This is a genomic window from Janibacter alkaliphilus, from assembly GCF_013408565.1.
In the GTDB taxonomy this organism is placed as follows: domain Bacteria; phylum Actinomycetota; class Actinomycetes; order Actinomycetales; family Dermatophilaceae; genus Janibacter; species Janibacter alkaliphilus.
The window spans coordinates 757,359-781,390 of sequence record NZ_JACBZX010000001.1 but is presented as its reverse complement, the minus strand read 5'-3'; the positions used below and the strand labels follow the sequence as shown (position 1 = coordinate 781,390).

The window sequence follows — 24,032 nt, the reverse complement described above, 5'->3', positions numbered from 1 at the left end:
ACGCGTGGTAGGCCAAGAGCCCGTCCGCGCGGTGCACGGCGGTTGCTGGTGCACGGCGGACATCACGACAGCCCGAGCACGATGCTCAGCAGGGCGGGCGTGACGATGAGCGCCATGAAGATCAGCCCGAGGGCGGACATCGGGATGGTCATCCGCTCGCCGGTGGCGTTGGCGTCGGCCAGCGCAGCGTTGAGCTCGGCGGTGCGCATGCTCTCCGAGCGGGAGCGCAGGGTCTGGTAGACCTGCGCGCCCTCCTCGCCGGAGAGGCGCATGATGTCGGCGAGGTCGGCCAGCTCGGGCAGCCCCAGCTCGTCGGACAGCCGACGCAGCGCCTCCCAGGGCGGCATCCCGGACCAGCGGGAGCGGGCCAGCTCCTCGGCCAGCCGGCGGAAGACCCAGGAGTCGCCGATGTTCGCGGCCACCTCCATCGCCTGCCGCGGCCCGGAGCCGGAGTTGCGCTCCAGCGCGACGAGGTCGATGTAGGAGGCCAGCGCCCGACCGAACTCCTTGCGGGCCTTCGCGGCCTCGTCGCGGGCGTTGTAGTCGGGCAGGAAGAACATCACCGCGGCCAGGGCCAGCGCCGCCACGGCGATGAGGAACCACGGGATCGCGGTGCCGACGAGGCGCAGGAAGAACCCCAGGACGAAGGGCACGACCAGGCCGACGAGAGCGAAGAGCACCTTCTCCCCGTAGAAGCGGTGCACCGGGATCCGCAGCAGGGCCAGCTCGCGGTAGGGCGGGGCGCCGAGGGAGTCCAGCGGCAGGGTGCGCATCGCCCAGCCGCCGAGCTTGTCCTTGGTGTCGCCCTCCACCGTGGTGACCGTGCTCGCCCGGCTCGCCAGGCTGCGGTCCGGGGAGAGCCGCTCCATCGCCGAGGCGAGGTCCACCTGCACCGGCCGGGAGCGCCACACGAGCAGCGAGATGCCGAGGCCGATGAGCGCGCCGGCGAGCAGCGCCAGCTGCAGCGTGCCGGTCATCGCAGCGCCTCCTGGGCCACCTCGTTGCCGATGAAGCGGGGCAGCTTCTTGCCCTTCGCCATCTGCTTCATCCACACCAGCACCCCGACGTAGCCGGAGAGCAGCAGGGCCAGGATCACCTGGCCGACCGGGGTGCGGTAGGGGTCCATGAAGTCGGTGAAGACGAAGAAGAACGCCAGCACGGCCAGGGTGATGATGGTGACCCAGCGGGCGGTGGCCCGGGGCTTGGCCCGGTCCGCCTCGACCATCCGGCGCGAGCGCACGTCCTGCGCGACCGACATGGCGACGCTCTCCAGCACGCTGGCCAGCCCGGCGCCGCGGCGCTGGGCGCCGAGCAGCAGGTTCGCCGCGAGCAGGTCGCCGGTGGTGTCGTCGAGGTCGTCGGCGAAGGCGCGCAGCGCGTCCTGGGTGGGCCAGCGGGCCCGCAGCCGTGCGGCGAGCAGGTTGACCTCCGGCTGGATCGCCTTCGGCGCGGACCGGACGGTGGCGACGATCGCCTGCTCCAGCCCGACGCCGACGGTGAGCACGCCGGCCAGGCTGCGGGTCCACTCCTCCATCGCCTCGAGCCGGTCGATCCGGGCGTTGGCGTCATCCGAGCTGAGCAGCCAGGGCAGCCCGACCACGGCCAGCGGGAAGACGACGATGGCGATGACCCAGCCGGTGAGCAGGGCCAGCACCAGGCCGCCGACGAAGCCGACGATGACCAGCTGCTTGGTGCGTCGCGGCAGCCGGTCCCAGCGGGTGTCCCGGGCGGCCGAGGCGACCTTGACCTTCTTCGGCCGCGGCGGGCGCTTGCGCATCCCCTCGACGAAGAGGATCACCCCGAGGGTGAGCAGGATCCCGGCCAGGGCGCCGGCCATCCACGGGCTCATCGGCCGGCCTGGGCGTAGTAGCCCTGGAGGTCGAAGCCGTCCCGCGCCAGGTCGCGGTAGTCGTCCGGGAGGATCCCGGCCAGCGGCTCGCCGCCGTCCGGGTTCGGGCGGAAGACGTGCGTGGTGGCCGGTCCGTCCTCGCCCGGCTGGATGACGATGATCTCGCTGACGTAGCGCTCGCGGCGGGCGTCGCCGCCGAGGCTGCTGCTGGTGTCCAGGTGCAGCTGGACGATGATGTCGATGTGCTCGGCCACCGCCCGCTGGGCGTAGGCCTCGGTGACGTGCGAGCCGGCCTCCATCGCGCAGGTGACGAGCTTGCGGATCGCGCCGACGGCGTTCGCCGAGTGGGTGGTGCTGATCGAGCCGGCGCCGGACTGCATCGCCTTGATCATCGCCAGCACCTCCCGGCCGCGGACCTCGCCGACGATCTGCCGGGAGAGGTTGAAGCGGAAGGAGTCGTAGAGCAGGTCGTCCAGCGGGATCTCGCCGGCCTGCCGACCGTCGGCGCCGACCTCGCCGGAGCCGGGCCGGGACTCCCAGGCGACGATCCGGCGGTGCTTCTCCGGCAGCTCGTGCAGGTGCAGCTCGTACTCGGTCTCGAAGGTGCCGATCCGCTCCCACGGGTCGAGCTCGGCGCACAGCGCGCGCACCATCGTCGTCTTGCCGGCGCCCTGCGGCCCGGCGACGACGATGCTCTTCTTCGCCCGGACGGCCGCCCGCAGGAAGCTCACCGCGACGGCGTCGAGCATGCCGCGGCCGGAGAGGTCCTCGAGGGTGATCTCGCGCAGCCGGTGACGGCGGATGACCAGCGAGGGGCGGGGCGTGACCCAGGCGGTCGCCGCCAGCCGGGCGCCGCCGTCGAGACGCATGTGCAGCCGCGGCTGCGCCTCGGAGAACGGCCGCGCGTTGACCTCGGAGCGGCTGGCCAGGAAGACGAGGAAGTCGATGAGCTCCTGATCGGTCTCGGCGACCGGCGGGCCCTCCTTGAGGGTGCCGTCGACGAGCTCGAGCAGCACGTTGTCGTGCCCGGTGATCTCGATGTTCTCCACCCGGTCGTCGTCGACCAGCGGCTGCAGCCGGCCCAGGCCGAAGAGGGCGTCGAAGACCGCCTGGGCGATCCGCTCCTGCTCGTCCAGGGACCAGGCGCGCTGCCCCACGGCGAGGTTGTTGGCGGCGGTGGTCTGCAGCAGCTCGACGATGATCGACCGGCCCAGCTCGCGCTGGGCGGCCGGGTCGAGGTCGTTGCGGTCCTGCAGCGCGCTGGTGAGCATCTCCGAGGCCTGGGTGCGCAGCTCGGCGACCTGGCTCCAGTCCACCCCGAGATCGCGGCCGGAGGTGTCCGCCAGCCGCTCGGCCTGGACGGTGGCGACGGTGGGCACGGCGCTGGCCATGCCGACGGCGTCGTCCGGGTGCGCCGCCGGGTGGGCGTCGCGCAGCGCCCCGGGCGGGCCGGCGGCAGCGCCGGTCGGCTGCTCGTGGCGGACCGAGGGCGGCGGCGGGGTGGCGTCGCTGGCCCGGCGGTCGTAGGGCGAGACGGTCCCGGCCCCGGCGGCGAGGCGCTGGGAGACCTCGTCGCGCGGGGCGGTGCGCTCGTCCACCTCGTCCTGCTGCGGCGGGGCGGCGAAGATCGGCAGCGAGGTGGGGTCGCCGGCGTCGGGTCGCTGGTCAGCCATGACGGACGTCCTCCCGGTTCGGCTGCTGGGTGCGCTCGCCGAGACGCTGGCGGTTGGCGGCGATGAGGCTCTGCGTGGTGCTCACCGCGGTGCGCAGCGCGCGGTTGAGCGGGGAGCCGTCGAAGTTCTTCCGCGGCGCGGTGCCTGCGTGCAGGACCGACGCGGTCTCGGGGTCCCAGGGCAGCTCGGCGATGACCGGCAGCCCGAGCACCGAGCGCAGCTCGCGGGAGCCGTAGGGGCGTCCGGGGCCGACGACGAGCAGGCCGAGCTGGTGCTCGGTGCCGAAGCCGAGGAACTTCTCCTTCATCGCCTGCGCCCAGGAGCGGGCGCCGGCGGCGGCGGGCAGGTCGCTGCGGACCACGAGCAGGGCCAGGTCGGCGGAGGTGACCAGCGGCTGCGGGGCGTGCTCCAGGCCGATCCGGCCGGCGTCGACGATGACGTCGGCGCCACGCTGCTCCATGCCGCGCAGCACCCCGCCGAGCGGCTCCCAGAGGGTGGTCACCGAGGCGGCCTGCTGGTGCGAGCGCACCCCGGGGACGAAGGCGACCCGGGAGCCGGGCAGGGTCATCGACACGGTGGCGATGGCCGAGCTGAGGTCGCCCATCCGGTTGGCCACGGCCAGGTCGAGCAGCCCCCGGTCGTGCGAGGTCTGACCCTGCAGGTAGCCGGCCGGGATGGCCGAGGCGCCCGAGGGGTCGGCGTCGACGAGCATGAGCGAGCGCTGCCAGGCCAGCGCCATGCCGAGCGCCGAGACGGTGACCCCGGGCGAGCCGGCCGCGCTGAAGAGCGTGATGACCGCCATCAGCTGCTCGGCGTGGCGCTGGGGGTGGCGCTCGGCGTGGCCGAGGGGTCGGTCGTGGGCTGACCCGTGTCACCGGTGTCGCCCGCGTCGCCGCTCGGGGCCGAGGTGCCGTCGCCGTTCTGCGTCGAGACGAGGAAGAGGGCCACCTGGCGGCGGGCGGCGTAGGGCACGATCTTCCCGGCCGACCCCTGGTCGACCCGCACGCTCACCAGCCGGGTGGAGCCGTCCCGGGCGGTGCTCACGTCGAAGATGCTGCCCTGGTAGGTCTGCTCGTTGTCGCTGGTCTGCGCGATGTCCTCCTCCGGCAGCATGACGACCTCGACCGGCGCCCCCACCTTCAGCTCGCCGGCCGGCACCTGACCGGGCTCCAGGGCGAGCGAGACCACGCTCTGCCCCTCGGCCGGCTCGTACTGGCTGGTGACGCTGTCCGGGGTGACCAGGCCGCCGGCGCTGAGGTCGACCGCGGCGTAGCCGTCGATGACGCTGCGCCGCAGGTCCCACGGCACCGGCTGAACGGCGCTGTCGGTGCGCAGCTGGGTCTGGACGAGGTCGCTGGCCTCGATCTGCTGGCCGCGCTCGACGTCCTCGCGCACCGCGATGTACGACTCGGTGCCGGAGAGCCCGGTGAGCACCCAGGCGCCGAGCAGCGCGCCGAGCGCGGTGAGCAGCACCGAGAGTGCGATGAGCATCGGGCGGCGACGCAGCTTCGGGGGCTCCGGCACCCCCTGGCCGTCGGCGGGCTGCTGACCGTCCTGCGCCGTCGCGGCGGGCGGCGAGTCGGGTGGGGGGACGCTCATCGCTCGGTGCTCTCCTCGTGTCGTCGCACGGGTGAGCCCCTGTGGGCATCCCCCGGCGGTGTCCGCGCACAGAGTAGGGGAGAACCGCGCCGGGCAACATCCCTGACCAGCGCGCAGGTGCCCCAGACGGCACCATGGGGGGCATGGCACGTCTGCTTCTCGTCCACCACAGCCCGACGAAGGGGACCGGCGCCCTGCTGGAGGCGGCGCTGGAGGGAGCCCGGCACCCGGACGTCGAGGGGGTCGAGGTGGTGGTGCGCCCGGCGCTGGAGGCGACCGCCGAGGACGTGCTCGAGGCCGACGGTTACCTGCTGGGCACGCCGGCGAACTTCGGCTACATGTCCGGAGCGCTGAAGCACTTCTTCGACTCCACCTTCCTCCAGGTCGGCGGCGCGCTCGACGACTCCGGCGGCGCCGGGGACGGCGAGGGGGCGCCGACGGCGAAGCGCCCCTTCGGGCTCTGGGTGCACGGGCGCTACGACACCACCGGCGCGGTCCGCTCTGTGACCTCGATCGTGCAGGCGCTCGGCTGGCGGCAGGCCGCCGACGTGCTCGAAGTGATGGGCGAGGTGGGGGAGGCGGAGCGGGCCGCCGCCACCGAGCTCGGCGGGACGCTGGCGGCGCTGCTGAGCAGCTGAGCCGTTCGCCCGGGCCCCGGGCGTGGTGCTGGTGCGATGCCTGTGCCCTGGTGCCGGTTCTGGTGTCAACGGGGAGCGCTCCCCATTCCCACGACGGGGCGACCCCCCTAGCGTCGGGACCGAGCGCCCGCCAGGGACACCGTCGAAGGGGACACCATGGCCCAGCTGTCCGGACCGGACGCACGCTTCCGCTCGCGCCGGCTGTCCACCGCCGCGCTGCAGCTCATCACGGCGACCACCCGCAGCGCGACCAAGCGCGATCCGACCACCCGCGAGGACAGGTCCGCCCAGAGCGGCCGGTCGGACGGCGCAGCCGGCCCGCGCGTCGAAGACACCCCCGGGGCTGCGGACGATAAGCACTCGCAGGACGCCTGGGCCGAGCTCGTCGAGGCCGGGATCGCCGACGCCCCGGGGGCGCTGAGCCCGCCCTGGGCCGCGCTCTTCGACGAGGCCTCGCGCGGCGAGATCGCTCTCCGCCTGGTCACCCGCTCCGGTCAGGCCGGGATGAGCAGCACGGTCACCATCACCCCGGGCGCCGCGCTGAGCATCAGCGAGCGGCGCCGGCTGCGGGTGACCGAGACCGAGATCGAGGTCGAGGCGGTGGAGGACGCGGTCGAGCTCGCCGTCTTCGACCCCGGGTCGCTGTGGCCCGCGGTGCAGCGGCTGCTCCCGCCGAGCCCGGCGGTGCGCGCCGACGGCAGCCGCCGCTCGGCCCTGACCGAGCGGACCGTCGGGATCGTCCAGGACCGCCGGGGCTCCGGCGCCCCGCCGCGGGTGGAGATGCCCGAGGCGGTCCTCGCCGAGCTCGCCGCCAGCGACGTCGAGGTCAGCCTCACCATGCACGTCGATCGCGGACCGCAGGCGCCCGCGGCGGTCACCCAGCGGCACTGGGCGGCGCAGCGCGACGGTGGCCTGCTGGAGATCCGGGTCGCCGACGGCGCGGTCAGCGTCGTCGACGTGCCCGCCGGGACGATCGCCGACGAGCTGATCTGGCTGGCGACCGGCGCGATCGACCTGCGGGCCCGGGCCGGGAGGGCGGCCTCATGAGCCTCGCCGAGGGGATGGACGTCGCCCGGGTGCGCCAGATCGCCGACTCGCTGGGCCGCAACGGAGAGCAGCTGCGGGAGGTGCGCGGCGTCGGCACCGCGAGCATGTCCGTGCTCGCCGTCACCTGGGAGGGCGCGGACGTCGAGGTCTTCGCCGACCGGTGGGGTCGCAGCGCCGGCCAGCTCGAGACCGCGGCGCAGGCCCTGCGCGAGGCGCAGACCGAGCTGCTGCGCCAGGCGGACGCGCAGGAGAGCGCCTCGGACGGAGCGGGCGGCTCCGGCGGTTCCTCGGGGAGCGGGGCGGAGCCCTTCGCCGGTGTCACGGTCACGGCCACCGCCACGGCCGAGCGCGGCTGGAGCCTGCCGGACCCGCTCGGCGAGCTGCAGGACGCCTGGGACGGGCTCACCGACGGCGCCGGTGACGCCTGGGACTGGCTGGGCGACCGGGCCGACGACGCGTGGTCGGGGATCACCGAGGGCGCCGGGGACGCCTGGGACTGGCTGGGTGACCGGGCGGACGACGCCCGCGACGCGGCCGTCGACTTCTGGGAGGACGAGGTCGTCTCCCGCTGGGAGGCCGGCCTGGACGGGCTGGAGCGTCTCGGCCCCTCGATCGACAACCTCGTCGACCAGCTCTCCCAGCCCTTCACCGAGGGGACCTGGCCCCGCTTCGACCAGGTCGTCGCCAGCGCCGCCCTGGTCGGTGGACGGATCTACGGCACCGCGGTGAACGTCGTCACCGGCGAGGACCACGAGATCCTGCACTCCGGCGACGGGACCGTCGTCTCCGAGCTCGACGTCCCGACGAGCAGCGCTGACGACCGGGGCCGGGTGCCCACCGACGTCAACGCGCTGATGGACATCATGGGCGACACCTACGACCGGGACCGCAGCGGCGAGTACGACGAGGACGACCCGCACGCGGACAACCGGCACGTCCGGGTGACGACCGTCGACCAGGGCGACGGCAGCTCGGCCTACATCGTCACCGTGCCCGGCACCAACGGGCTCTTCAACTTCCCGGGGTCGGTCACCGGCGGTGACGAGGCCTTCGACAACACCTCCAACCTCGAGCTGCAGGCGGGGGAGCGGAGCGCCTCGATGGAGGCGGTCGAGGCGGCGATGGAGGAGGCGGGCATCCCGCCGGACGCCCCGGTCATGCTCATGGGCCACAGCCAGGGCGGGATGGTCACCGCCGAGCTCACCGAGGACGAGGCCTTCATGGGCCAGTACAACGTCACCCACATGATCACCCAGGGCTCGCCCAACGACGGCCGGACGATCCCGTCCGAGGTGGAGACCCTGGCGCTGGAGCACACCAACGACCTCGTGCCGAAGGCCGACCTCGGGGACGCCTATCTCGGCCCGCCGGTGGTGGTCCCGCTGCCCGGGCCGCTGCCCGGCGTGCCGCTGCCGGCGACGCCGATCCCGAACCCGGACCCGTCGCTGGCCGGCTCCGGGGAGCACGTCACCCAGGTCCGGATGGAGCCGGGCGAAGGGGTCGAGCCCTCCGGGGTGCCCGACGACATGAACGCCCACCACTACGACCAGTACGCCCTCTCGGTCGAGCGCGAGCTGGCCGCCGGGAACCCGGCGCTGCAGGACTACGCGGACGACCCGGGGCTCGACGTCTTCCTCACCGACGACCCCGGTCGGGTGGACATCACCGAGTACGGCACCGCTCGCGAGTGAGCGGGGGACGCCCGCCGGTGCAGCGGTCCGTGATGCGCTTGACTGGAGCCATGCGAGCCGTCCTCGTCCTCGTCATGAGCTCCGCGCTGCTCAGCGCGTGCTCGCTCTTCGGTCGCGGCGACGACCAGGCGGTGCCGGAGGGCGACGCGTGGCGCACCGAGGTGATCACGGCGATCGAGCAGACCCCCGGCGTCGTCTCCGCCGATCTCACCGTCAACGACGTGGACAGCGGGACGGGCAGCCGGCTGCCGCTGCTGCAGGGGGCCTTCACGGTCGACGGGGACACGCAGACGGTGACCGACGAGGCGCTGCGTCGGGCCGCCGACGTCATGGGCGAGGAGTCCAGCGGGGTGCGGGTGAAGCTGTCCGTCCGGGACGCGTCCGGGACGGCCACCCGGATCAGCGAGCTCGGCTACCCGGGGGTGTCGAACGGCCGGGCGCTGTGGGAGGCCACCCGCTGACCATGAGGCGGGCTGGCTGACGGCGTCGGGCCGGTGCTCTGGGAGGTCACCCGCCGATCGTCGGGTCGCGGACGGCGGGCTCGCGGGTGCACCGCTGGGTCAGTCGCCGCGCCGGGCCTCGTCCAGGGCGTCCTCGGCCTCGTCCAGCGCCCGGCGGGCCGCGGCCGCCTCGTCGTGCGCCGCCTGCTCGGCGTCGCGGGCGCTGGCGAGCAGGGCCCGCAGGTCCTTGGTGCGTCGCCGGGCGGCGTCGTGCGCCTGCTGCGCCTCCTCCAGGCGCAGCCCGGCCGCGGCGCGTTCCCGCTCCGCGGCGTCGATGCGCTCGGCGAGGGCCCCGTCCGGCGCCTCCGCGCCGTCCGTCGTCGACCCACCGTCCGCCGTCGCCAGCTCATCCCCCGCCGGGTCCCCGTCTCCGCCTTCACCCGGGCCAGCTCCCGTGGGCGCGCAACTGCCCGGGCTTTTGCGGGATGGGGCGTAACTGCTCGGGCTTCTGCGGGAGGGAGCGCGTCTGCCCGGGCTGGCTCCGGTGGACGGGTGCGCTCGTCCGCGGGGGGTGCGTCCATCCAGGCGGGCGGCGACGGCGTCGTCCAGCTCGACCTCGCCGAAGCCGGCATAGCTCAGCGCTCGCAGCAGCGCGCCGGATGCGAGCGCGTCGCTGCTCTCCTCGGAGGCGAGCGCCGCCACGACGGTGGATCGCACCTCGTCCTCCGCCCCGGCGGAGAGGCTGCGGCCGTCGTCCTCGGCGACATCGGCGACCGCGGCCACCAGGCCGATGATGGCCGCCTCGCGCTCGCCGCGCAGCCCACGCAGCGCCTCGGTGTCCCCGGCGGCCGTCGCCACCCGCATCCGGTGGCCCACGTGCTGCACCAGCTCGAGCGCCTCGGGTTCGCGCCGGGTCACCTGGTTCAGCAGCCAGGCGACGACGGTGGGCTTGCGCAGCGCGGTGATCTCACGCGCCAGCCCGCTCGCCCCCTGCTCCTTGGCCCGGGCGGCGAGCCGGGTGCGGGTGGTGACGAAGTCGGGCAGCGGCGCCCCGTAGAGCTCGTCGACGGCCCGCTCCAGCGTCAGGTCGTCGGCGCCGTCGTCGCTCATGTCGAGTGATCCTGCCACCCCACCGTCCGGCTGCCCGGCTCACAGGCCCGTCCCAGGCGGGCGGCCTAGCGTGGTGGGTCGACACGCGGGCACCTGCACGCCCCGCCCGCGAAGGAGGCCGCCATGGACAGCACCACCCACGCCACCGGCCCGGCACGCGCCCGCCGACCGATCGGGCGGCCGGTCCGTCGGCTGGCCGCGCTGGCAGCCGCGATGACCGTCGTCTCGGCGCTCGCCACGGGCCTGCTCTGGGTGCGGATGTCCCGCACCGGCGAGGCGAGCTTCTCCTTCCTCACGTGGAACCTCTTCCTCGCCTGGGTCCCCTTCGTCCTCGCCGTGGCGATGGGCCTGCTGCACGCCCGGGGCGGCTCCCGATGGGCGCTGCTGGGGCTCGGCGTCGGCTGGCTGCTCTTCCTGCCGAACGCGCCGTACATCCTCACCGACCTCATCCACCTCGGCGCGATCCCCGGAGCGCCGCTGTGGTTCGACGCGACGCTCATCGGTGCGTTCGCGGTCGCCGGCCTCGCGCTCGGGATCGCCTCGCTGCTCGTCGTCCACCACGTGGTCCAGGAGCGGCTCGGCGTCGCCGCGGGCTGGGCGGTCGCGGTGAGCTCGCTGGTGCTCAGCGCGCTCGGGGTGTACCTGGGCCGCTTCCCGCGCTTCAACTCGTGGGACGTGCTGACCAACCTCGACGGCCTGGTGGGGGTCGTCCTCAAGCGTCTGGGGGACCCGCTGGGCAACCCCTTCCTCATCCAGTTCGGGGTGGCGATGTCGGCGGCCCTGATCGGGTCCTACGCCGCCGCCTGGTGGGTCGGCGGTCGTCGCCTGGACCTGCGCCCGGTCACCGCCTGAGCACCGCGCCGACCTGATCGTCGCCTCCGGCTGCGAGCCCGAGGATCAGCCGCGGGCGTCGGCGATGCGCTGCAGCCGGGCGACATGCTCGGCCCACCACACCTGATCCTGCTCGGGCAGGTTGTCCATGTCCGGCCGCAGCCCCGCCGAGCCGTCGAGCTGCTCGCGCAGGATGTCCGCGTGGCCGGCGTGCCGGGCGACGTCGACGAGCAGGTGGACGAGCGCCTGGTGCAGGGTGATCTCGGCGCGCTCGGCCGGCCACCCCGGCACCCGGCCGGTCGCATCGAGGTCGAGCGCGTCGACCGTCGCATCGGCGTGCGCCCAGGCCGCGCGGGCCATCGCGACGACGTCCGCGGCGCTCTCGTCCTCGGCGGCGAACATGTCGGCGTTGTCCTCGGCGTGCGTCAGGTCCGCCCACAGGTCGGGCAGCGGGCCCGGACGGCCGAAGGTGTCGCCGAGGTAGCCCTGCTCGCAGAAGGCCTCGTGCTTGATCAGGCCGAGCAGGTTGGTGCCGGTGGGGGTGAGCGGGCGGCGCTGGTCGCGCTCGGAGAGGCCGTCGAGCTTCCACAGCAGCGCCTCGCGGCTCTGGCGCAGGTAGCGGTGCAGCGTGGCCTTGGGGTCCTCGGGCGTCGCCATGCGCACAGCCTGGCAGCGGCCACCGACACCGTCCGGCGTGTGAGCGACGCAACATCCCCGCAACCTCGGCTCGCTAGGGTTCGCCCCAGTCCTGACCGACCGCCACGGGCCCGGGACCAGCGCACCGCCGCGCCGACCGACCCGACCGGAGGCGTCCCGCCGCCCCCGTCCGCACCTGACCCGAGCCCTGCAGGGCTCGACCCGAGACGAAGGGCGAGAAGCCTGTGACCGACACCGCGTCCGCCGACCGCCAGCCCGACAGCCGGCCTGCCGACACCTCGGCCGCACCCACCGCCGACGCCTCGCCCGACGCCGACCTGCGCCGGGACATCCGTCTGGTGACCTCCCTCCTGGGCGAGACCATCGTGCGCACCGAGGGGCAGGAGCTCTTCGACCTCGTCGAGCAGGTGCGCGAGCGCACCAAGACCGGGTCGCTGGACGAGCTGCCCGAGCTCAGCCTGGCGGACACGGTCAGCCTGACCCGGGCCTTCACCGCCTACTTCCACCTGGCCAACGTCACCGAGCAGGTGCACCGCGGCCGCGCGCTGGCCGCGGAGAACGCGGCCCGCGGCGGCTGGGTGGAGCGGGCCGTCGAGCGGATCGGCGAGGCCGGGGTGCCGGCCACCGACGTCGCCGAGGAGGTCGCCCGGCTCGTGGTGCGCCCGGTCTTCACCGCGCACCCGACCGAGGTCACCCGGCGCTCCACGCTGGACAAGCTGCGCCGGATCGCGGCGCTGCTCGACGAGCCGGACTCGTCCCGTCGCACCCGGCGGCTGGCCGAGTCGATCGACCTGCTGTGGCGCACCGACGAGATCCGGGTGGAGCCGCCGGACCCGACCGACGAGGCGCGCAACGGCGTCTACTACCTCGAGGGCCTCTCCCGGGCCGCGGTGCCGGACGTCGTCGAGGAGCTGCGCGACCGGCTGGCCGAGGCCGGGGTGGCGCTGCCGCTGGAGGCGACCCCGCTGCGCTTCGGCACGTGGATGGGCGGTGACCGCGACGGCAACCCGAACGTCACCCCCGCGGTCACCCAGGAGGTGCTGCGCCTGCAGGCGGTGCACGGCATCCGGCTGCTGCGCACCCGGGTCGACGCGCTGCGGCGCGACCTGTCGATCAGCGACCGGCTCTCCCCGTGCGACCCGGACCTCACCGCGCGGCTGGAGGAGATGCTCGCCGCGCTGCCCGAGGTGGAGCGCCGCTACCGCCGGCTCAACGCCGAGGAGCCCTACCGGCTCTTCCTCACCTGCGTCGAGGTCCGGCTCGGCCTCACCGAGACCCGGGTGCGCGAGGACGCCGAGCACCAGCCGTACCGGGACTACCGCGACGACACCGAGCTGCTCGACGACCTGCAGCTGGTGCACCGCTCGGTGGCTACCCACCAGGGACCGCTGGCCGCCGGCGGTGAGCTGGAGCGGCTGGTGCGCACGGTGGGCGCCACCGGGCTGACCCTGGCGACCCTGGACGTGCGCGAGCACTCCGACAAGCACCACGCCGCGGTCGGCCAGCTGCTGGACCGGGTGGGCAGCCTCGAGGTGCCCTACGCCGAGCTCGACCAGCCGGGGCGGATGGCGGCGCTGTCGGCCGAGCTGGCCGGGCGACGTCCGCTGGCCCGGCAGCCGCTGCCCCTGGACGAGAAGGCCGCGGTGACGGCGGAGGCCTTCGGCACGATCCGGTGGGCGCTCGACGCCTTCGGCCCGCGCACCGTGGAGAGCTACATCGTCTCGATGACCATGCACGCCGACGACATCCTGGCCGCGGTGGTGCTCGGGCGGGAGGCCGGTCTGGTCGACCTGCCCGGCGGCGTCGCCCGGGTCGGCTTCGTGCCGCTGCTGGAGACCGTCGACGAGCTGGCCAACGCGGTGGAGATCCTCGGGGCGCTCTTCGGCGACCCCTCCTACCGCGAGCTGCTGCGGCTGCGCGGCGACGTGCAGGAGGTCATGCTCGGCTACTCCGACAGCAACAAGGTCGGCGGGATCGCCGCCTCGCAGTGGCAGATCCAGCGGGCTCAGCGCCGGATCCGTGACCTGGCCCGGGAGCACGGGCTGCGGGTGACCTTCTTCCACGGTCGTGGCGGGTCGGTCGGCCGTGGCGGCGGGCCCACCTACGAGGCGATCATGGCGCTGCCCTTCGGCACCGTCGACGGCGAGGTGAAGGTCACCGAGCAGGGCGAGGTGATCAGCGACAAGTACGCCCTGCCGAGCCTGGCCCGGCAGAACCTCGAGCTGCTCGTCGCGGCCACTCTCGAGGCGAGCCTGCTGCACCGGCAGGACCGGCGGACCCCGGAGCAGTCGGAGCGCTGGGACGCCCTCATGGACGACCTCTCGGGGGCGGCGCACGAGCGCTACCGCGGGCTGGTGGAGCGGCACGGGCTGGCCGACTACTTCCTCGCCTCGACCCCGGTGGATCTGCTGGGTGCGCTGCACATCGGCTCGCGACCGGCGAAGCGGCCCGGCGCCGACGCCGGGCTGGACGACCTGCGCGCGATCCCGTGGGTCTTCGGCTGGACCCAGTCGCGGCAGATCGTGCCCGGCTGGTTCGGGGTGGGCAGCGGGCTGTCGGCGACCGCCGACCGGATCGAGGACCTGCGGGAGATGTACGACACCTGGCCGTTCTTCCGCACCTTCCTCGACAACGTCGCGATGACGCTGGCGAAGACCGACCTCGAGATCGCCCGGCAGTACGTCGGTGCGCTAGCCCCGGCCGAGCTGCAGCCGCTGCTGGACGACATCGTCGCCGAGCACGAGCTGACCCTCGCCCAGGTGCTCGAGGTGACCGGCGACGACGCCCTGCTGGACCGGGAGCAGACCCTGCGCACCACCCTGGAGATCCGGGAGAACTACCTCACCCCGCTGCACCACCTGCAGGTGCAGCTGCTCGCCCGGCACCGCGCCGGCGAGGAGGGCCCCGAGCTCGAGCGGGCGCTGCTGCACACCATCAGCGGCATCGCGGCCGGCATGCGCAACACCGGCTGAGTGCTGGCTGATTCGTTGCTCGCTGACGGAGTGCTGACCGAGTGCTGGCTGACCGAGTGCTGGTTGCCTCAGCGCCTGACCCGGCTGGACCCTCGCCTGCTCAGCGTCTGACCCTGCTGAGGAAGCGGATCGACACGCGTCGGCTCGCCGGATCTCGGCTGATCGTGTGCTCGTCGGCCCGGTCGATGAGCCGGTGATGGTGACCGCACAACGGGACGGCGTTGGCGAGGTCCGTCTGCCCTCCCGCGGCGAACGCTCGGAGGTGATGGGTCTCCGTCCAGGCGAAGGGGGTGTCGCACCCTTCCGCCGCACAGCTGCCGTAGGTCAGGGCGAGGGCCGCGCGCTGGGTCTCGGAGAAGCACCGTCGCTGGGTGCCAAGGTCGAGCGGCACGCTGTCTCCACCCATGACCGCGGGGAGGATGCCGGCCCCGCAGGCGGCCCGTCGCACAGCGGCAGCAGAGACACCGCAGCCGCTGTCGTCCGTGCCGATCCGGCGGGTCTGTGACTGCAGGTCGGTGAGCCGGGTCTGGACGATGACCGTGGCGGCGATCTTGTCGTGCAGGTGGTCGGTCGGCAGGTGCATCAGCAGGGTGGCGAGCTCCTGGCCCTGCCGGCGCATCCGCTCCTGCTGCCGCTCCTTCCAGCTCATCTGCGCCCAGTCAGACCCGCTGAGCCGGTCGCTGGGCCGATCGCCGCCTGGGGCGTCGGAGCCGTGCTGGCCCCTCGAGCCGCCCGAGCCGCCCGTGCGATCCGTGGTGCTCTGGTCGCCCGCACCACCACCAGCCCTTCGGCTCGGCGCACGGCGCGGCGCGGACATGGCCTCGACGATCTTCTTCAGCGCGGTGCCGGCGAGCGTCGGCACGGTGAACTGCCCGAACATCGTGCCGTCGTGGTTGTCTTTCATCCAGAAGGACGCCCGCTCCCAGGCGGCGTCCTCCTCGGCCTGGGCCAGCCGGTCCTCGTGGACGTCAGCCGCCACGGTGTCGCCGGTGACGTGCTCGATGACGCGTGCGGCGGCACGCCGCAGCTGGACGGGCGAGCGGGTCGAGGCCATCCGGAGCAGCTCGGTCTCGCAGCGCTCCCGTGCCGCCGGATCCAGCCCGTCCGGCAGGTTGCGCAGGGCCCGGGTGATGACGTCGGCGTGCGCGGCCGAGAGGTCGCCGGAGAGCTGTGCGCGACCGGTCGGGGTGGGTCCCGAGGGGGTCGAGCCGCCCGGGCTCGTCGATGTCTCGCCCGTCGAGCTGTCGGACCCCTCGGACCCGGCGCTCCCCTCCGCGCCGATCAGGGTGAGCCTCGTGCCGGAGGAGGCGTCGTCCTCGGGTGCGGGTCGCGCCGGCTCGGCGAGGTCCAGGGCCTCGGCCCGGCGCGCGTCGCCCCGCGCGGTCCGAGGGTCGGTGTGCAGCACCCGGGTGAACCACTGCGCCGGGTCCTTCGCGCCCTGCCGCTCCGGCACCCCGGATCGGACGACGATCGCCCCACCCTTGTCCCGCAGCGCCTGCGCGCGGTTGGCGACCCTCGCGAGGCGGGTCATGACCGAGGCCAGCTCGGCCGCGCCGACGGGCGGCTCCTCGGTGACAGGTGCGGCTCGCCCACCGCCAGGCGCGCCGGTCGAGCCGGCTGCGCGGTGGATCCGGTCCAGCTCCCGGTCGAGGTCGTCGAGCGCGCGGTGCGCCGCCGCGAAGACCTCGTCGACGCGCGCCACCCGGGTGGGTGCCGCGGTCGTCGGGTCTGCGCTCATGCATCAACTCTACTCGAACATATGTTCGATGGCAAGAGATCGCGCGGAGGATTCTGGCCACGCCACCGACCTCGAGGCCGGCGAGCGGGATCAGGTCTCGCCGGGTCGAGCCTCGTCGTGCGAGCCGAGCGCCAGGCCGGTCCGATAGAGCTCGATGAGCAGCGGACGCAGCTCCTCGCCACGCGCGGTGACCCGGTACGTGGTGCGCCGCGGGACCCCCTTCGTCGTGGTCCTCTCCACCAGCCCGGCAGACACGAGCTGTCGCAGTCGGTCGGTGAGCACCTTGTCGCTGAGGGTGGGCAGCGACGCGGCCAGCCCGGAGAAGGAGTGGCTGTCGCCGGAGAGCAGGTTCCGCAGCACCAGCGTCGTCCACCGGCCCGAGACGGCAGCCAGCGCCACCTCGACCGGGCAGTCCGGGGACGGTGCCCGGGTGCGCCCGTCGGCCGTAGGCACCAGCTCGTCGTCCCAGGCGCTTACCGCTTGGTGAGCCACGAGGCCTCCTGCTTGGTTGTCGCCATGACACGGACCAGCCTCCCACCCGACGGTGACATCCCCCTGGCGACGAGCCCGGAGCAGCAGCCGCACGCCTTCGCCGCCGCGTTCAACACCGGCGACCCCGAGATGATCGAGCGCGTCTACGAGCAGGCGGGAGTGCTCGTCAGCAGCCCCGGCTGGCCGACCACGGGAGCTGCCCGTCGTGACGCGAACGGACAGCTGGCGGCGCTCGGCTGCCCGATCGAGGTCAGACCCCGCCACGTGTACGTCGCCGACGACATCGCCCTGCTCATCGTCGACTGGACGATCGAGGGCACCACCCCGGACGGCGAGGAGATCCGCGTCTCGGGCACGGCCACCGACGTCGCCCGTCGCGGCACCGACGGCGTCTGGCGCTACGTCATCGACAACCCCTTCGGGACGGCCACGCACGGACCCTGACCGGCGCTGCTGACCGGCATGCCAGGCGCCGCGATCCACCAGCACAGGTCGCCCCCCCGACGCTGTCGGTGGTCGGCGGCACGATGTGTGGATGACGACGAACCAGGGCACCGACCGCTCCACGACCCCGACCGGTCAGCCACGGACCGGGCGTCCCCTCGCCGACCGGGTCGCGGTCGTCGCCGGGGCCACCCGGGGAGCCGGCCGTGGCGTCGCCGTCGCCCTCGGCGAGGCCGGCGCGACCGTCTGGTGCACCGGGCGCTCGACCGCCGGTCACCGGTCCGACTACGACCGCCCGGAGACGGTCGAGGAGACCGCCGAGCTCGTCACCGCCGCCGGCGGCACCGGGGTCGTCGCCGTGACCGACCACACCGACGACGGGGACGTCCGCGACCTCTTCGCCCGGGTCGAGGCCGAGCACGGCGGGCTCGACATCCTCGTCACCAGCCTCGGCGGCGAGCACCGCCACGGGGAGTGGGACCGGCCGGTGTGGGAGCAGGACGTGAGCACCGGACGGCAGATCCTGCGCGGCACCCTGGAGGCGCACCTGCTCACCGCCACCCACGGCCTCGGCCTGCTGCACCGCCGACCCGGCGGACTGCACGTCGGGCTCACCGACGGCGACGCCGCCTACAACGACGGGCACTACCGGATCAACGCCTACGTCGACCTCGTCAAGACGGGCATCACCCGGCTGGCCCGCTCCTTCGGCGAGGAGCTCGCGCCGCACGGCGGGACGGCGCTGGCGGTCAGCCCCGGCTGGTTGCGCTCGGAGATGATGCTCGACGGCTTCGGCGTCACCGAGGAGACCTGGCAGCAGGCCTGGGTCGGTCCGGAGGCGAAGGGGCCGCCCTCCTTCGCCGTCTCGGAGTCCCCGCGTTTTGTCGGGCGCTGCATCGCCGCGGTCGCCGCCGACCCGGACCGGTCCCGGTGGAACCAGCGGTCGACGACCTCCGAGGAGCTCGGGCGGGTCTACGGGGTGACCGACGTCGACGGCTCGCAACCCAGGGCCTGGTCGTACATCGTCGCCCTGGGATCGGGGGAGGAGGTGGACGTGAGCGACTACCGCTGAGCGCAGCAGACCGCGCGCTGGGCGCACCGAGCGGTTCGCCGGGTCGCGCACCGACCTGGGCGGCGATCTCGGTGCCAGGGTGCGCGGACCCCTGCACACCCCTGACGAAGGACCGCCAACGATGTCGGTGCTCTCCCTGCTCGACCGTCGCCACACCATCGCCCCGCACGGGTACAACCGGTGGCTCATCCCGCCTGCCGCGCTCGCGATCCACCTGTGCATCGGCCAGGCCTACGCCACCAGCGTCTACAAGACCTCGCTCGTCGAGCACTTCGACAGCTCGCTGACCTCGGTGGGCCTGATCTTCTCCATCGCCATCGTCATGCTCGGCCTATCGGCGGCGGTGCTCGGCACCTGGGTCGACCGGCAGGGGCCACGGAAGGCGATGTTCGTCGCCGCCTGCTGCTGGTCCCTCGGCTTCCTCGTCGGCGCGCTCGGCATCGCCACCGAGCAGCTCTGGCTCGTCTACCTCGGCTACGGCGTCATCGGCGGCATCGGGCTGGGGATCGGCTACATCTCCCCGGTCTCGACGCTCATCAAGTGGTTCCCCGACCGCCCGGGGCTGGCGACCGGCATGGCGATCATGGGGTTCGGCGGCGGTGCGATGGTCGCCGCCCCGCTCTCCCGCCAGCTGCTCGCCGCCTACGACCCCGCCTACGACCCCTCGGACAGCGGGTCGCTGGCCGACGGAGGCTCGCTGACCCTGCTCTTCGTCACCCTGGGCGTCCTCTACTTCCTCGTCATGATGATCGGGGTGGCCAACGTCCGGGTGCCCTACGACGGCTGGGCGCCGGACGGCTTCGACCCCTCGTCCGCGCCGAAGAAGCAGATGGTCACCGACGCGCACGTCTCGGCGGCCAACGCCATCAAGACCCCGCAGTTCTGGCTCGTCTGGGTCGTCCTCTTCTGCAACGTCACCGCCGGCATCGGTATCCTCGAGCAGGCCAGCCCGATGATCCAGGACTTCTTCCGCGGCGAGGACGGCACCTCGAGCGTGACCGTCGCGGCCGCGGGCGGGTTCGTCGGTCTGCTGTCCCTCTTCAACATGGCCGGCCGCTTCGTGTGGTCCTCGACCTCGGACGCGATCGGGCGCAAGCCGATCTACATGCTCTACCTCGGCATGGGCATCGTGCTCTACCTCGCGCTGGCGCTCGTCGGCAGCACAGCGGTGGCCCTCTTCGTCCTCTTCTCGGCGATCATCATCAGCTTCTACGGCGGCGGTTTCGCCACCGTGCCGGCCTACCTGCGGGACCTCTTCGGCACCTTCCAGGTGGGGGCGATCCACGGTCGGCTGCTCACCGCCTGGTCCGCCGCCGGCGTCGCGGGGCCGCTGATCATCAACAGCTTCCTCGACGCGCAGGGTGGTGCCGGCGGGCTCGACGCCAGCGCCTACCGCCCGGCCCTGCTGACCATGGTCGGTGTGCTGGCGGTCGGGCTCGTGGCCAACCTGCTGGTGCGGCCGGTCGCCGAGCGCTTCCACGAGAGCGGCGACGTCCAGGTGCTGCCGAGCGAGGACGAGGCCGTCGCCGGCGGCGAAGGGGTCGGCGCGTCCGGCGGCGCCGTGCGGGTGGTCCTGTCGTGGGCGGTGGTGCTGGGGCTGCTCGGCTACGGCGTCGTCATGACCCTGATCACCGCGCTGCGTCTCTTCCAGTGATGGCGGTGGTTGCGCCTGGTGATCGTCGGCGGCCCGGCGGCCCGGCGGTGCGGCTGGCTAGGCTCGCGGCGACAGATCTACCGACGTGATCCCACCGACGCGACCCACCCGAGGAGACCGAGATGCCGACGACCGTGTGGGTGCTCAACGGCCCGAACCTGGGCCGGCTCGGTCGCCGGCAGCCGGAGATCTACGGGCGGACCACCTACGCCGAGCTCGTCGAGCTCTGCCGCGCCTGGGGCGAGGAGCTGGGCCTGGCCGTCGAGACCCGGCAGACCAACCACGAGGGCGAGCTGCTCGACTGGCTCAACGAGGCCGCCGACGCGCAGATCCCGGTCGTGCTCAACGCGGCCGCGTGGACGCACTCCTCGATGGCGCTCTACGACGCCTGTGCGCAGCTGACCGCGCCGCTGGTCGAGGTGCACATCTCCGACCCCACGCAACGGCCGGAGGCCTTCCGGCACACCTCGTACGTCGAGCCGTACGCCACCCGGACCATCGCTGGGCAGGGCATCGAGGGCTACCGGCTCGCGCTGGAGTCGCTCGTCAGTCGGTGACCTGCGAGCGGGCCCCGTACTGCAGCGAGGCGTAGTCCGGGTGCCGGTCGATCCACGCCTTGATGAAGCGGCAGATCGGCAGCACCTTGTGGGTGCCCTCCGCGCGCACCTCGTCCAGGGCGTGCCGGGCCAGCGCGCCACCGACACCCTGGCCCTCGTAGGCGCCGTCCACCTCGGTGTGGGTGAAGACGACGAGCTCGTCGGTGCGCTGGTACTCGGCGAAGCCGGCGAGCTCGCCGTCGACGTGCGCCTCCCAGCGCTTCTTCTCGGGGACGTTGGTGACGGTGACGTCGCTCATGACTGCTCCTATCAGTGCGTGGTGGTGCTCGGTGGTGGCTGGTGCCTCGTGGTGGGCGTCGCGTGGTGGGTGCTGGGTGGGTGGTCGGTGGTGGATACGGGCCGGGTCGTCAGCCGCCGACGCGACCGGCCCGGTTGCGGGGTCGCAGCCGCACGTGCGGCAGCTCGGGCGCGGGGATCCGCTCGGTCTCGCCGACATAGCCCTCGACGGCGCCGAAGCGCTCGCCGCGCGCCTGCCACTCCTCGCGGTAGGCGACGACCTCCTCGTGGCTGCGGCCGACGAAGTTCCACCACATGACGATCTCCTCCTCGAAGGGGACGCCGCCGAGCAGCACGACCCGGGCGCCCTCGGGTCCGGCGACCAGGTGCATCCTCTCCGGGCCCGGGTCGGCGCAGGCGAGGTCGCCGAAGGCGAGCTCGGTGCCGTCGACGCCCACCGCGCCGTGGTCGAGCAGCACGGCGTGCTCGTAGGTCGGGTCGAGCGGGAGCGACAGGTCGGCGCCGGGCGCCAGGTCGAGCTGGGCGCCGAGCAGCGGGGTGAAGGTGGTCACCGGCGAGGTGGCGACGCCGGGGATCGACCCGAGGAAGACGAGGGCGCTGCCGGTGTCCTGCCCGTCATCGCCCTTCGGGAGCGGGGTGCGCTCCGGGGCGTGGTGCTCGAAGCCCCGGACGGTCTCCCGGTCGGCGTCCGGCAGGGCCACCCACAGCTGGACCCCGTGCAGCACGCTGGTGTCGGCGGTGGTCACCTCGGAGTGGCAGATCCCGGCGCCGGCGGTCATGAGGTTGACCTCGCCGGGGCGCACACCACCGACGACGCCGCCGGAGTCGCGGTGCTCGATCTCGCCCTCGAAGAGCCAGGAGACGGTCTGCAGACCGGTGTGCGGGTGGGGCGGGACGTCCATGCCGCCGGCGCCGTCGGCGGCGACCTCCTGCGGGCCGTAGTGGTCGACGAAGCACCACGCGCCGACGAAGGAGCGCTCCCGGTGCGGCAGGGTCCGGCGGACGGTGATCGCGCGCAGCCCGCCGAGCGGCACCTCGCGCCCGCTGAGGATCTGGGTCGTGCTCACGTGCCTCACCTCGGTCAGCGATAGACTATGGACATCGTAGCGACTCCCATGTGGGGAGTTCGTGGGGAGATCGTTCCCCGCTCGTCGCCGAGCGCCTCGGGAAGGGGGCCGCATGACCACCCCGCCCCGCCCGCCTGCGCCGACTGCCGAGTGCTCGGTCGTCGAGGACGTCATGGGCATCCTCGGGCGTGCATGGGCCGGAGCGGTGCTCGAGGCGATGCTTGCCGGGCACGAGCGCTTCACCGAGATCTCCCGGGCCGTCGGCGGAGCCACCGACGGGGTGCTCTCCACCCGGCTCAAGGAGCTCTGCGCCCGTGGGCTGGCCGAACGGGTGGTCGAGCCCGGCCCGCCGACGAGCGTGCGCTACCTGCTCACCGAGGCCGGTCGCGACGTCGCGCCCGTGCTGGCTGCGGTGCGTGCCTACGGCGCGGCCCACCCGGAGGTCGTCCGGGCCGATCCCTAGGGCCCGGCCGACGGCGGGTGCGCGTGACACGGTGGAGCCGATCCTGCGGATACGTTGAGCAGGTGGCCGCCAACCCCTACGCCGACTTCCTGCCCGCCGACCGGCGCGCAGCCGCTGCCCGAGAGCCACGCAGCACCTGGTGGGAGTGGCGCGGGCACCGCGTGCACATCGCCCGAGCGACCGATGCGCAGGCTGCGGCCAGGGTGATGGTGGTCCACGGGGCAGGCGGCTACAGCCGTGCACTCTGGCCGGTGGCAGCGCTTCTGGCGGACGAGGGTCTGGATGTCGCGGCCGTCGACCTCCCGCTCTACGGCCGCACCAGCTCTCCTGCACCGGAGTCGGTGCGGTACGACGACTGGGTGCGACTGCTGGTCGATCTCGTCGACGCGGAGGACGACGGCAGACCGCTGATCCTCTTCGGCGCGAGCATCGGGGGCCTGCTCGCCCTGGAGGTCGCGGCGCGTTCCGCCCGCGTCGCCGTGGTCGCCGCCACCTGCTTGCTCGATCCCGCCGACCGGCGGGCGCGAGCCCGCATGACCCGCTTCGGACCTCTGGGAGTCCTCGGTCGTCCCGTGTCGCACCTGGCGCGAGGCAGGATCGCCAGTCTGTCGATCCCCATGCGATGGGTCGCCGACCTGCCCGTGATGGGCCGAGACCCTCAGCTGGGAGCGCTCTGCGCGCGTGACCCTCTCGGCGGCGGGGCGAAGGTTCCTCTCGGCTTCCTGGCCTCGTACATGCTCTACCAGCACACCCCGCCGGAGCAGGTCCGGACGCCGGTCGTCCTGCTGCACCCCGCTGAGGACCAGTGGACCCCGGCCGAGCTCAGCGTCCGCGTCCTCCGACGGCTGGGGTCGCCGGGGCGGCTCGTCATGTTGCGGGAGTGCGGGCACTTCCCGGTGGAGGAGCCGGGTCTGACGGAGCTGATCACCAGCGTGCTCGGGGTCGCGGAAGATCTGCGCGAGCGGAGCGCAGGGGAGCCCCGGCCGCCGACCACGACCTGAGTCGGAGACCGGGGCCGGGTCTCACTGCCCGACCGAGCGCAGCAGCTCGGCGAAGGGCGTGACCGGGGAGGGGTCGGGCTGGCCCGGCCCCTCCCCGTGGGTGCCCGCGGGCCGTGCGGCCGCCGGGGCGGTCAGCGCGCGCAGCTCGCGGGCGGCTCGGTCGATCCGGGTGGTCAGCGCCGCGGTGCCCTCGCCGCCGAAGTCGGCGGTCGCCGCGTAGACGCCGGTCGGCACCGCGGACATCCCGAGATAGGCGGCCAGCGGCCGCAGCGCGTGCTCGATGACCAGCGAGTGCCGCTCGGACCCGCCGGTCGCGGCGAGCAGCACCGGGGTGCCGCGCACCGCGTCCGGCTCGATGAGGTCGACGAACGACTTGAAGAGGCCGGAGAAGGACGCCTGGAAGGTCGGGGTGACCAGCACCAGGGCGTCGGCGTCGGCGACGTCCGCGAGGGCCTGGGCGAGCTCGCCCGAGGGGAAGCCGGTGAGCAGCGCGTTGGCGATGGCGTGAGCGTGCCGACGCATCTCGACGTGCCGGACCTCGACCGGCTCGACAGCCGGCGCGGCCCCGTCGACCGGCCCGGCGGCCGGGATGCCGTGCGCGGTGGCGACGAGCTCACGCTCGGCCGCGACCGCGATGCGGTCGGCGAGCAGCCGGGTGGAGGAGGGGTCGCGCAGCCCGGCGCTGACGACGGTGAGGACGGTCATGGTTGGGTCTCCCTTCGAGGGGCGCGGGTCTCGGT

The 24,032-nt window shown here is 73.8% G+C and carries 24 protein-coding genes; 12 read left to right on the top strand and 12 right to left on the bottom strand.

The genetic code is table 11. The annotated features are described in order from the left end of the window. Positions 1 to 62 precede the first annotated feature (62 nt). From BJY28_RS03770 to BJY28_RS03750, 5 genes are read right to left on the bottom strand one after another with little or no spacing between them, the layout of a single operon-like run. On the bottom strand, positions 63 to 977 hold the full coding sequence (locus tag BJY28_RS03770) for a type II secretion system F family protein (protein ID WP_179461821.1): 915 nt from the start codon (positions 975 to 977) through the stop codon (positions 63 to 65). Continuing rightward, the gene (locus BJY28_RS03765; protein WP_179461820.1) at positions 974 to 1,849 is read right to left on the bottom strand and encodes a type II secretion system F family protein; all 876 of its coding nucleotides are present in this window, start codon (positions 1,847 to 1,849) and stop codon (positions 974 to 976) included. Before BJY28_RS03765 ends, BJY28_RS03770 begins: the two co-directional genes overlap by 4 nt. Then, positions 1,846 to 3,522 carry a TadA family conjugal transfer-associated ATPase gene (locus BJY28_RS03760; RefSeq protein ID WP_246313334.1) on the bottom strand — a complete coding sequence of 559 codons (1,677 nt, stop codon included), beginning with the start codon at positions 3,520 to 3,522 and terminating at the stop codon, positions 1,846 to 1,848. Before BJY28_RS03760 ends, BJY28_RS03765 begins: the two co-directional genes overlap by 4 nt. Continuing rightward, entirely contained in the window at positions 3,515 to 4,324 is an 810-nt protein-coding gene (locus BJY28_RS03755) for a CpaE/TadZ family protein (RefSeq protein ID WP_179461819.1), read from the bottom strand. The genes BJY28_RS03760 and BJY28_RS03755 overlap by 8 nt, the downstream gene beginning before the upstream one ends. Continuing rightward, the gene (locus BJY28_RS03750) at positions 4,324 to 5,121 is read right to left on the bottom strand and encodes a hypothetical protein (RefSeq protein WP_179461818.1); all 798 of its coding nucleotides are present in this window, start codon (positions 5,119 to 5,121) and stop codon (positions 4,324 to 4,326) included. The genes BJY28_RS03755 and BJY28_RS03750 overlap by 1 nt, the downstream gene beginning before the upstream one ends. Before the next feature lie 143 nt (positions 5,122 to 5,264). Between BJY28_RS03750 and BJY28_RS03745 the strand changes: the two genes are divergently transcribed. The 4 genes from BJY28_RS03745 (at position 5,265) to BJY28_RS03730 (ending at position 8,958) form a co-directional block, all read left to right on the top strand. Beyond that, entirely contained in the window at positions 5,265 to 5,759 is a 495-nt protein-coding gene (locus BJY28_RS03745; RefSeq protein WP_179461817.1) for a flavodoxin family protein, read from the top strand. A gap of 156 nt (positions 5,760 to 5,915) precedes the next feature. Beyond that, positions 5,916 to 6,806: a hypothetical protein gene (locus BJY28_RS03740; protein ID WP_179461816.1), complete on the top strand. Its 891-nt coding sequence runs from the start codon at positions 5,916 to 5,918 to the stop codon at positions 6,804 to 6,806. Next, on the top strand, positions 6,803 to 8,497 hold the full coding sequence (locus tag BJY28_RS03735; RefSeq protein ID WP_179461815.1) for a WXG100 family type VII secretion target: 1,695 nt from the start codon (positions 6,803 to 6,805) through the stop codon (positions 8,495 to 8,497). Before BJY28_RS03740 ends, BJY28_RS03735 begins: the two co-directional genes overlap by 4 nt. 50 nt (positions 8,498 to 8,547) lie before the next feature. Then, positions 8,548 to 8,958 (top strand): hypothetical protein, encoded by a 411-nt coding sequence (locus BJY28_RS03730; protein WP_179461814.1) that lies wholly within the window; start codon positions 8,548 to 8,550, stop codon positions 8,956 to 8,958. Between the two features lie 99 nt (positions 8,959 to 9,057). On the opposite strand, the gene BJY28_RS03725 is transcribed toward BJY28_RS03730, so the two are convergent. Beyond that, positions 9,058 to 10,047, bottom strand: a complete 990-nt coding sequence (locus BJY28_RS03725; RefSeq protein WP_179461813.1) for a hypothetical protein — start codon at positions 10,045 to 10,047, stop codon at positions 9,058 to 9,060. A 123-nt stretch (positions 10,048 to 10,170) separates the two neighbouring features. On the opposite strand from BJY28_RS03725, the gene BJY28_RS03720 reads away from it, so the two are divergent. Further along, positions 10,171 to 10,899, top strand: a complete 729-nt coding sequence (locus BJY28_RS03720; protein ID WP_179461812.1) for a DUF1361 domain-containing protein — start codon at positions 10,171 to 10,173, stop codon at positions 10,897 to 10,899. Between the two features lie 45 nt (positions 10,900 to 10,944). On the opposite strand, the gene BJY28_RS03715 is transcribed toward BJY28_RS03720, so the two are convergent. Further along, positions 10,945 to 11,535 (bottom strand): DinB family protein, encoded by a 591-nt coding sequence (locus tag BJY28_RS03715; protein ID WP_179461811.1) that lies wholly within the window; start codon positions 11,533 to 11,535, stop codon positions 10,945 to 10,947. A gap of 224 nt (positions 11,536 to 11,759) precedes the next feature. Between BJY28_RS03715 and ppc the strand changes: the two genes are divergently transcribed. Further along, entirely contained in the window at positions 11,760 to 14,507 is a 2,748-nt protein-coding gene (gene ppc, locus BJY28_RS03710) for a phosphoenolpyruvate carboxylase (RefSeq protein ID WP_179461810.1), read from the top strand. A gap of 100 nt (positions 14,508 to 14,607) precedes the next feature. On the opposite strand, the gene BJY28_RS03705 is transcribed toward ppc, so the two are convergent. Continuing rightward, a complete protein-coding gene (locus tag BJY28_RS03705) occupies positions 14,608 to 16,245 on the bottom strand; it encodes an HNH endonuclease signature motif containing protein (protein ID WP_179461809.1) in 1,638 nt (545 codons plus the stop codon). Between the two features lie 90 nt (positions 16,246 to 16,335). Continuing rightward, positions 16,336 to 16,737: a winged helix-turn-helix transcriptional regulator gene (locus BJY28_RS16040; RefSeq protein ID WP_218875153.1), complete on the bottom strand. Its 402-nt coding sequence runs from the start codon at positions 16,735 to 16,737 to the stop codon at positions 16,336 to 16,338. Between the two features lie 24 nt (positions 16,738 to 16,761). Between BJY28_RS16040 and BJY28_RS03695 the strand changes: the two genes are divergently transcribed. The 4 genes from BJY28_RS03695 to BJY28_RS03680 all read left to right on the top strand — a co-directional run bounded on the left by BJY28_RS03695 (position 16,762) and on the right by BJY28_RS03680 (position 20,464). Then, complete coding sequence (locus tag BJY28_RS03695; protein WP_179461808.1) at positions 16,762 to 17,181, top strand: YybH family protein; 420 nt, start codon at positions 16,762 to 16,764, stop codon at positions 17,179 to 17,181. Between the two features lie 91 nt (positions 17,182 to 17,272). Continuing rightward, positions 17,273 to 18,253 (top strand): SDR family oxidoreductase, encoded by a 981-nt coding sequence (locus BJY28_RS03690; protein ID WP_179461807.1) that lies wholly within the window; start codon positions 17,273 to 17,275, stop codon positions 18,251 to 18,253. 121 nt (positions 18,254 to 18,374) lie between these two features. Then, on the top strand, positions 18,375 to 19,907 hold the full coding sequence (locus tag BJY28_RS03685; RefSeq protein WP_179461806.1) for an OFA family MFS transporter: 1,533 nt from the start codon (positions 18,375 to 18,377) through the stop codon (positions 19,905 to 19,907). Positions 19,908 to 20,029: 122 nt separating this feature from the next. Continuing rightward, the gene (locus BJY28_RS03680; RefSeq protein ID WP_179461805.1) at positions 20,030 to 20,464 is read left to right on the top strand and encodes a type II 3-dehydroquinate dehydratase; all 435 of its coding nucleotides are present in this window, start codon (positions 20,030 to 20,032) and stop codon (positions 20,462 to 20,464) included. Here the strand turns inward: BJY28_RS03680 and BJY28_RS03675 are convergent. Continuing rightward, positions 20,454 to 20,762: a GNAT family N-acetyltransferase gene (locus BJY28_RS03675; RefSeq protein WP_179461804.1), complete on the bottom strand. Its 309-nt coding sequence runs from the start codon at positions 20,760 to 20,762 to the stop codon at positions 20,454 to 20,456. The two genes, BJY28_RS03680 and BJY28_RS03675, sit on opposite strands and share 11 nt — an antisense overlap. Before the next feature lie 109 nt (positions 20,763 to 20,871). Then, entirely contained in the window at positions 20,872 to 21,828 is a 957-nt protein-coding gene (locus BJY28_RS03670) for a pirin family protein (RefSeq protein ID WP_343036943.1), read from the bottom strand. Between the two features lie 112 nt (positions 21,829 to 21,940). On the opposite strand from BJY28_RS03670, the gene BJY28_RS16035 reads away from it, so the two are divergent. Beyond that, positions 21,941 to 22,291 (top strand): winged helix-turn-helix transcriptional regulator, encoded by a 351-nt coding sequence (locus BJY28_RS16035; protein WP_246313333.1) that lies wholly within the window; start codon positions 21,941 to 21,943, stop codon positions 22,289 to 22,291. 62 nt (positions 22,292 to 22,353) lie between these two features. Continuing rightward, entirely contained in the window at positions 22,354 to 23,292 is a 939-nt protein-coding gene (locus tag BJY28_RS03665; RefSeq protein WP_343036942.1) for an alpha/beta hydrolase, read from the top strand. A gap of 21 nt (positions 23,293 to 23,313) precedes the next feature. Here BJY28_RS03665 and BJY28_RS03660 read toward each other — a convergent pair whose 3' ends face one another. After that, positions 23,314 to 23,997, bottom strand: a complete 684-nt coding sequence (locus BJY28_RS03660; RefSeq protein WP_179461802.1) for a CE1759 family FMN reductase — start codon at positions 23,995 to 23,997, stop codon at positions 23,314 to 23,316. Positions 23,998 to 24,032: the final 35 nt, after the last annotated feature.

Bases quoted from the DNA above. Each gene is read 5' to 3' on its own strand.
- BJY28_RS03770 (WP_179461821.1), bottom strand. From the start codon at position 977: ATGACCGGCACGCTGCAGCTGGCGCTGCTCGCCGGCGCGCTCATCGGC.
- BJY28_RS03765 (WP_179461820.1), bottom strand. From the start codon at position 1,849: ATGAGCCCGTGGATGGCCGGCGCCCTGGCCGGGATCCTGCTCACCCTC.
- BJY28_RS03760 (WP_246313334.1), bottom strand. From the start codon at position 3,522: ATGGCTGACCAGCGACCCGACGCCGGCGACCCCACCTCGCTGCCGATC.
- BJY28_RS03755 (WP_179461819.1), bottom strand. From the start codon at position 4,324: ATGGCGGTCATCACGCTCTTCAGCGCGGCCGGCTCGCCCGGGGTCACC.
- BJY28_RS03750 (WP_179461818.1), bottom strand. From the start codon at position 5,121: ATGAGCGTCCCCCCACCCGACTCGCCGCCCGCCGCGACGGCGCAGGAC.
- BJY28_RS03745 (WP_179461817.1), top strand. From the start codon at position 5,265: ATGGCACGTCTGCTTCTCGTCCACCACAGCCCGACGAAGGGGACCGGC.
- BJY28_RS03740 (WP_179461816.1), top strand. From the start codon at position 5,916: ATGGCCCAGCTGTCCGGACCGGACGCACGCTTCCGCTCGCGCCGGCTG.
- BJY28_RS03735 (WP_179461815.1), top strand. From the start codon at position 6,803: ATGAGCCTCGCCGAGGGGATGGACGTCGCCCGGGTGCGCCAGATCGCC.
- BJY28_RS03730 (WP_179461814.1), top strand. From the start codon at position 8,548: ATGCGAGCCGTCCTCGTCCTCGTCATGAGCTCCGCGCTGCTCAGCGCG.
- BJY28_RS03725 (WP_179461813.1), bottom strand. From the start codon at position 10,047: ATGAGCGACGACGGCGCCGACGACCTGACGCTGGAGCGGGCCGTCGAC.
- BJY28_RS03720 (WP_179461812.1), top strand. From the start codon at position 10,171: ATGGACAGCACCACCCACGCCACCGGCCCGGCACGCGCCCGCCGACCG.
- BJY28_RS03715 (WP_179461811.1), bottom strand. From the start codon at position 11,535: ATGGCGACGCCCGAGGACCCCAAGGCCACGCTGCACCGCTACCTGCGC.
- BJY28_RS03705 (WP_179461809.1), bottom strand. From the start codon at position 16,245: ATGAGCGCAGACCCGACGACCGCGGCACCCACCCGGGTGGCGCGCGTC.
- BJY28_RS03695 (WP_179461808.1), top strand. From the start codon at position 16,762: ATGACACGGACCAGCCTCCCACCCGACGGTGACATCCCCCTGGCGACG.
- BJY28_RS03690 (WP_179461807.1), top strand. From the start codon at position 17,273: ATGACGACGAACCAGGGCACCGACCGCTCCACGACCCCGACCGGTCAG.
- BJY28_RS03685 (WP_179461806.1), top strand. From the start codon at position 18,375: ATGTCGGTGCTCTCCCTGCTCGACCGTCGCCACACCATCGCCCCGCAC.
- BJY28_RS03680 (WP_179461805.1), top strand. From the start codon at position 20,030: ATGCCGACGACCGTGTGGGTGCTCAACGGCCCGAACCTGGGCCGGCTC.
- BJY28_RS03675 (WP_179461804.1), bottom strand. From the start codon at position 20,762: ATGAGCGACGTCACCGTCACCAACGTCCCCGAGAAGAAGCGCTGGGAG.
- BJY28_RS16035 (WP_246313333.1), top strand. From the start codon at position 21,941: ATGACCACCCCGCCCCGCCCGCCTGCGCCGACTGCCGAGTGCTCGGTC.
- BJY28_RS03660 (WP_179461802.1), bottom strand. From the start codon at position 23,997: ATGACCGTCCTCACCGTCGTCAGCGCCGGGCTGCGCGACCCCTCCTCC.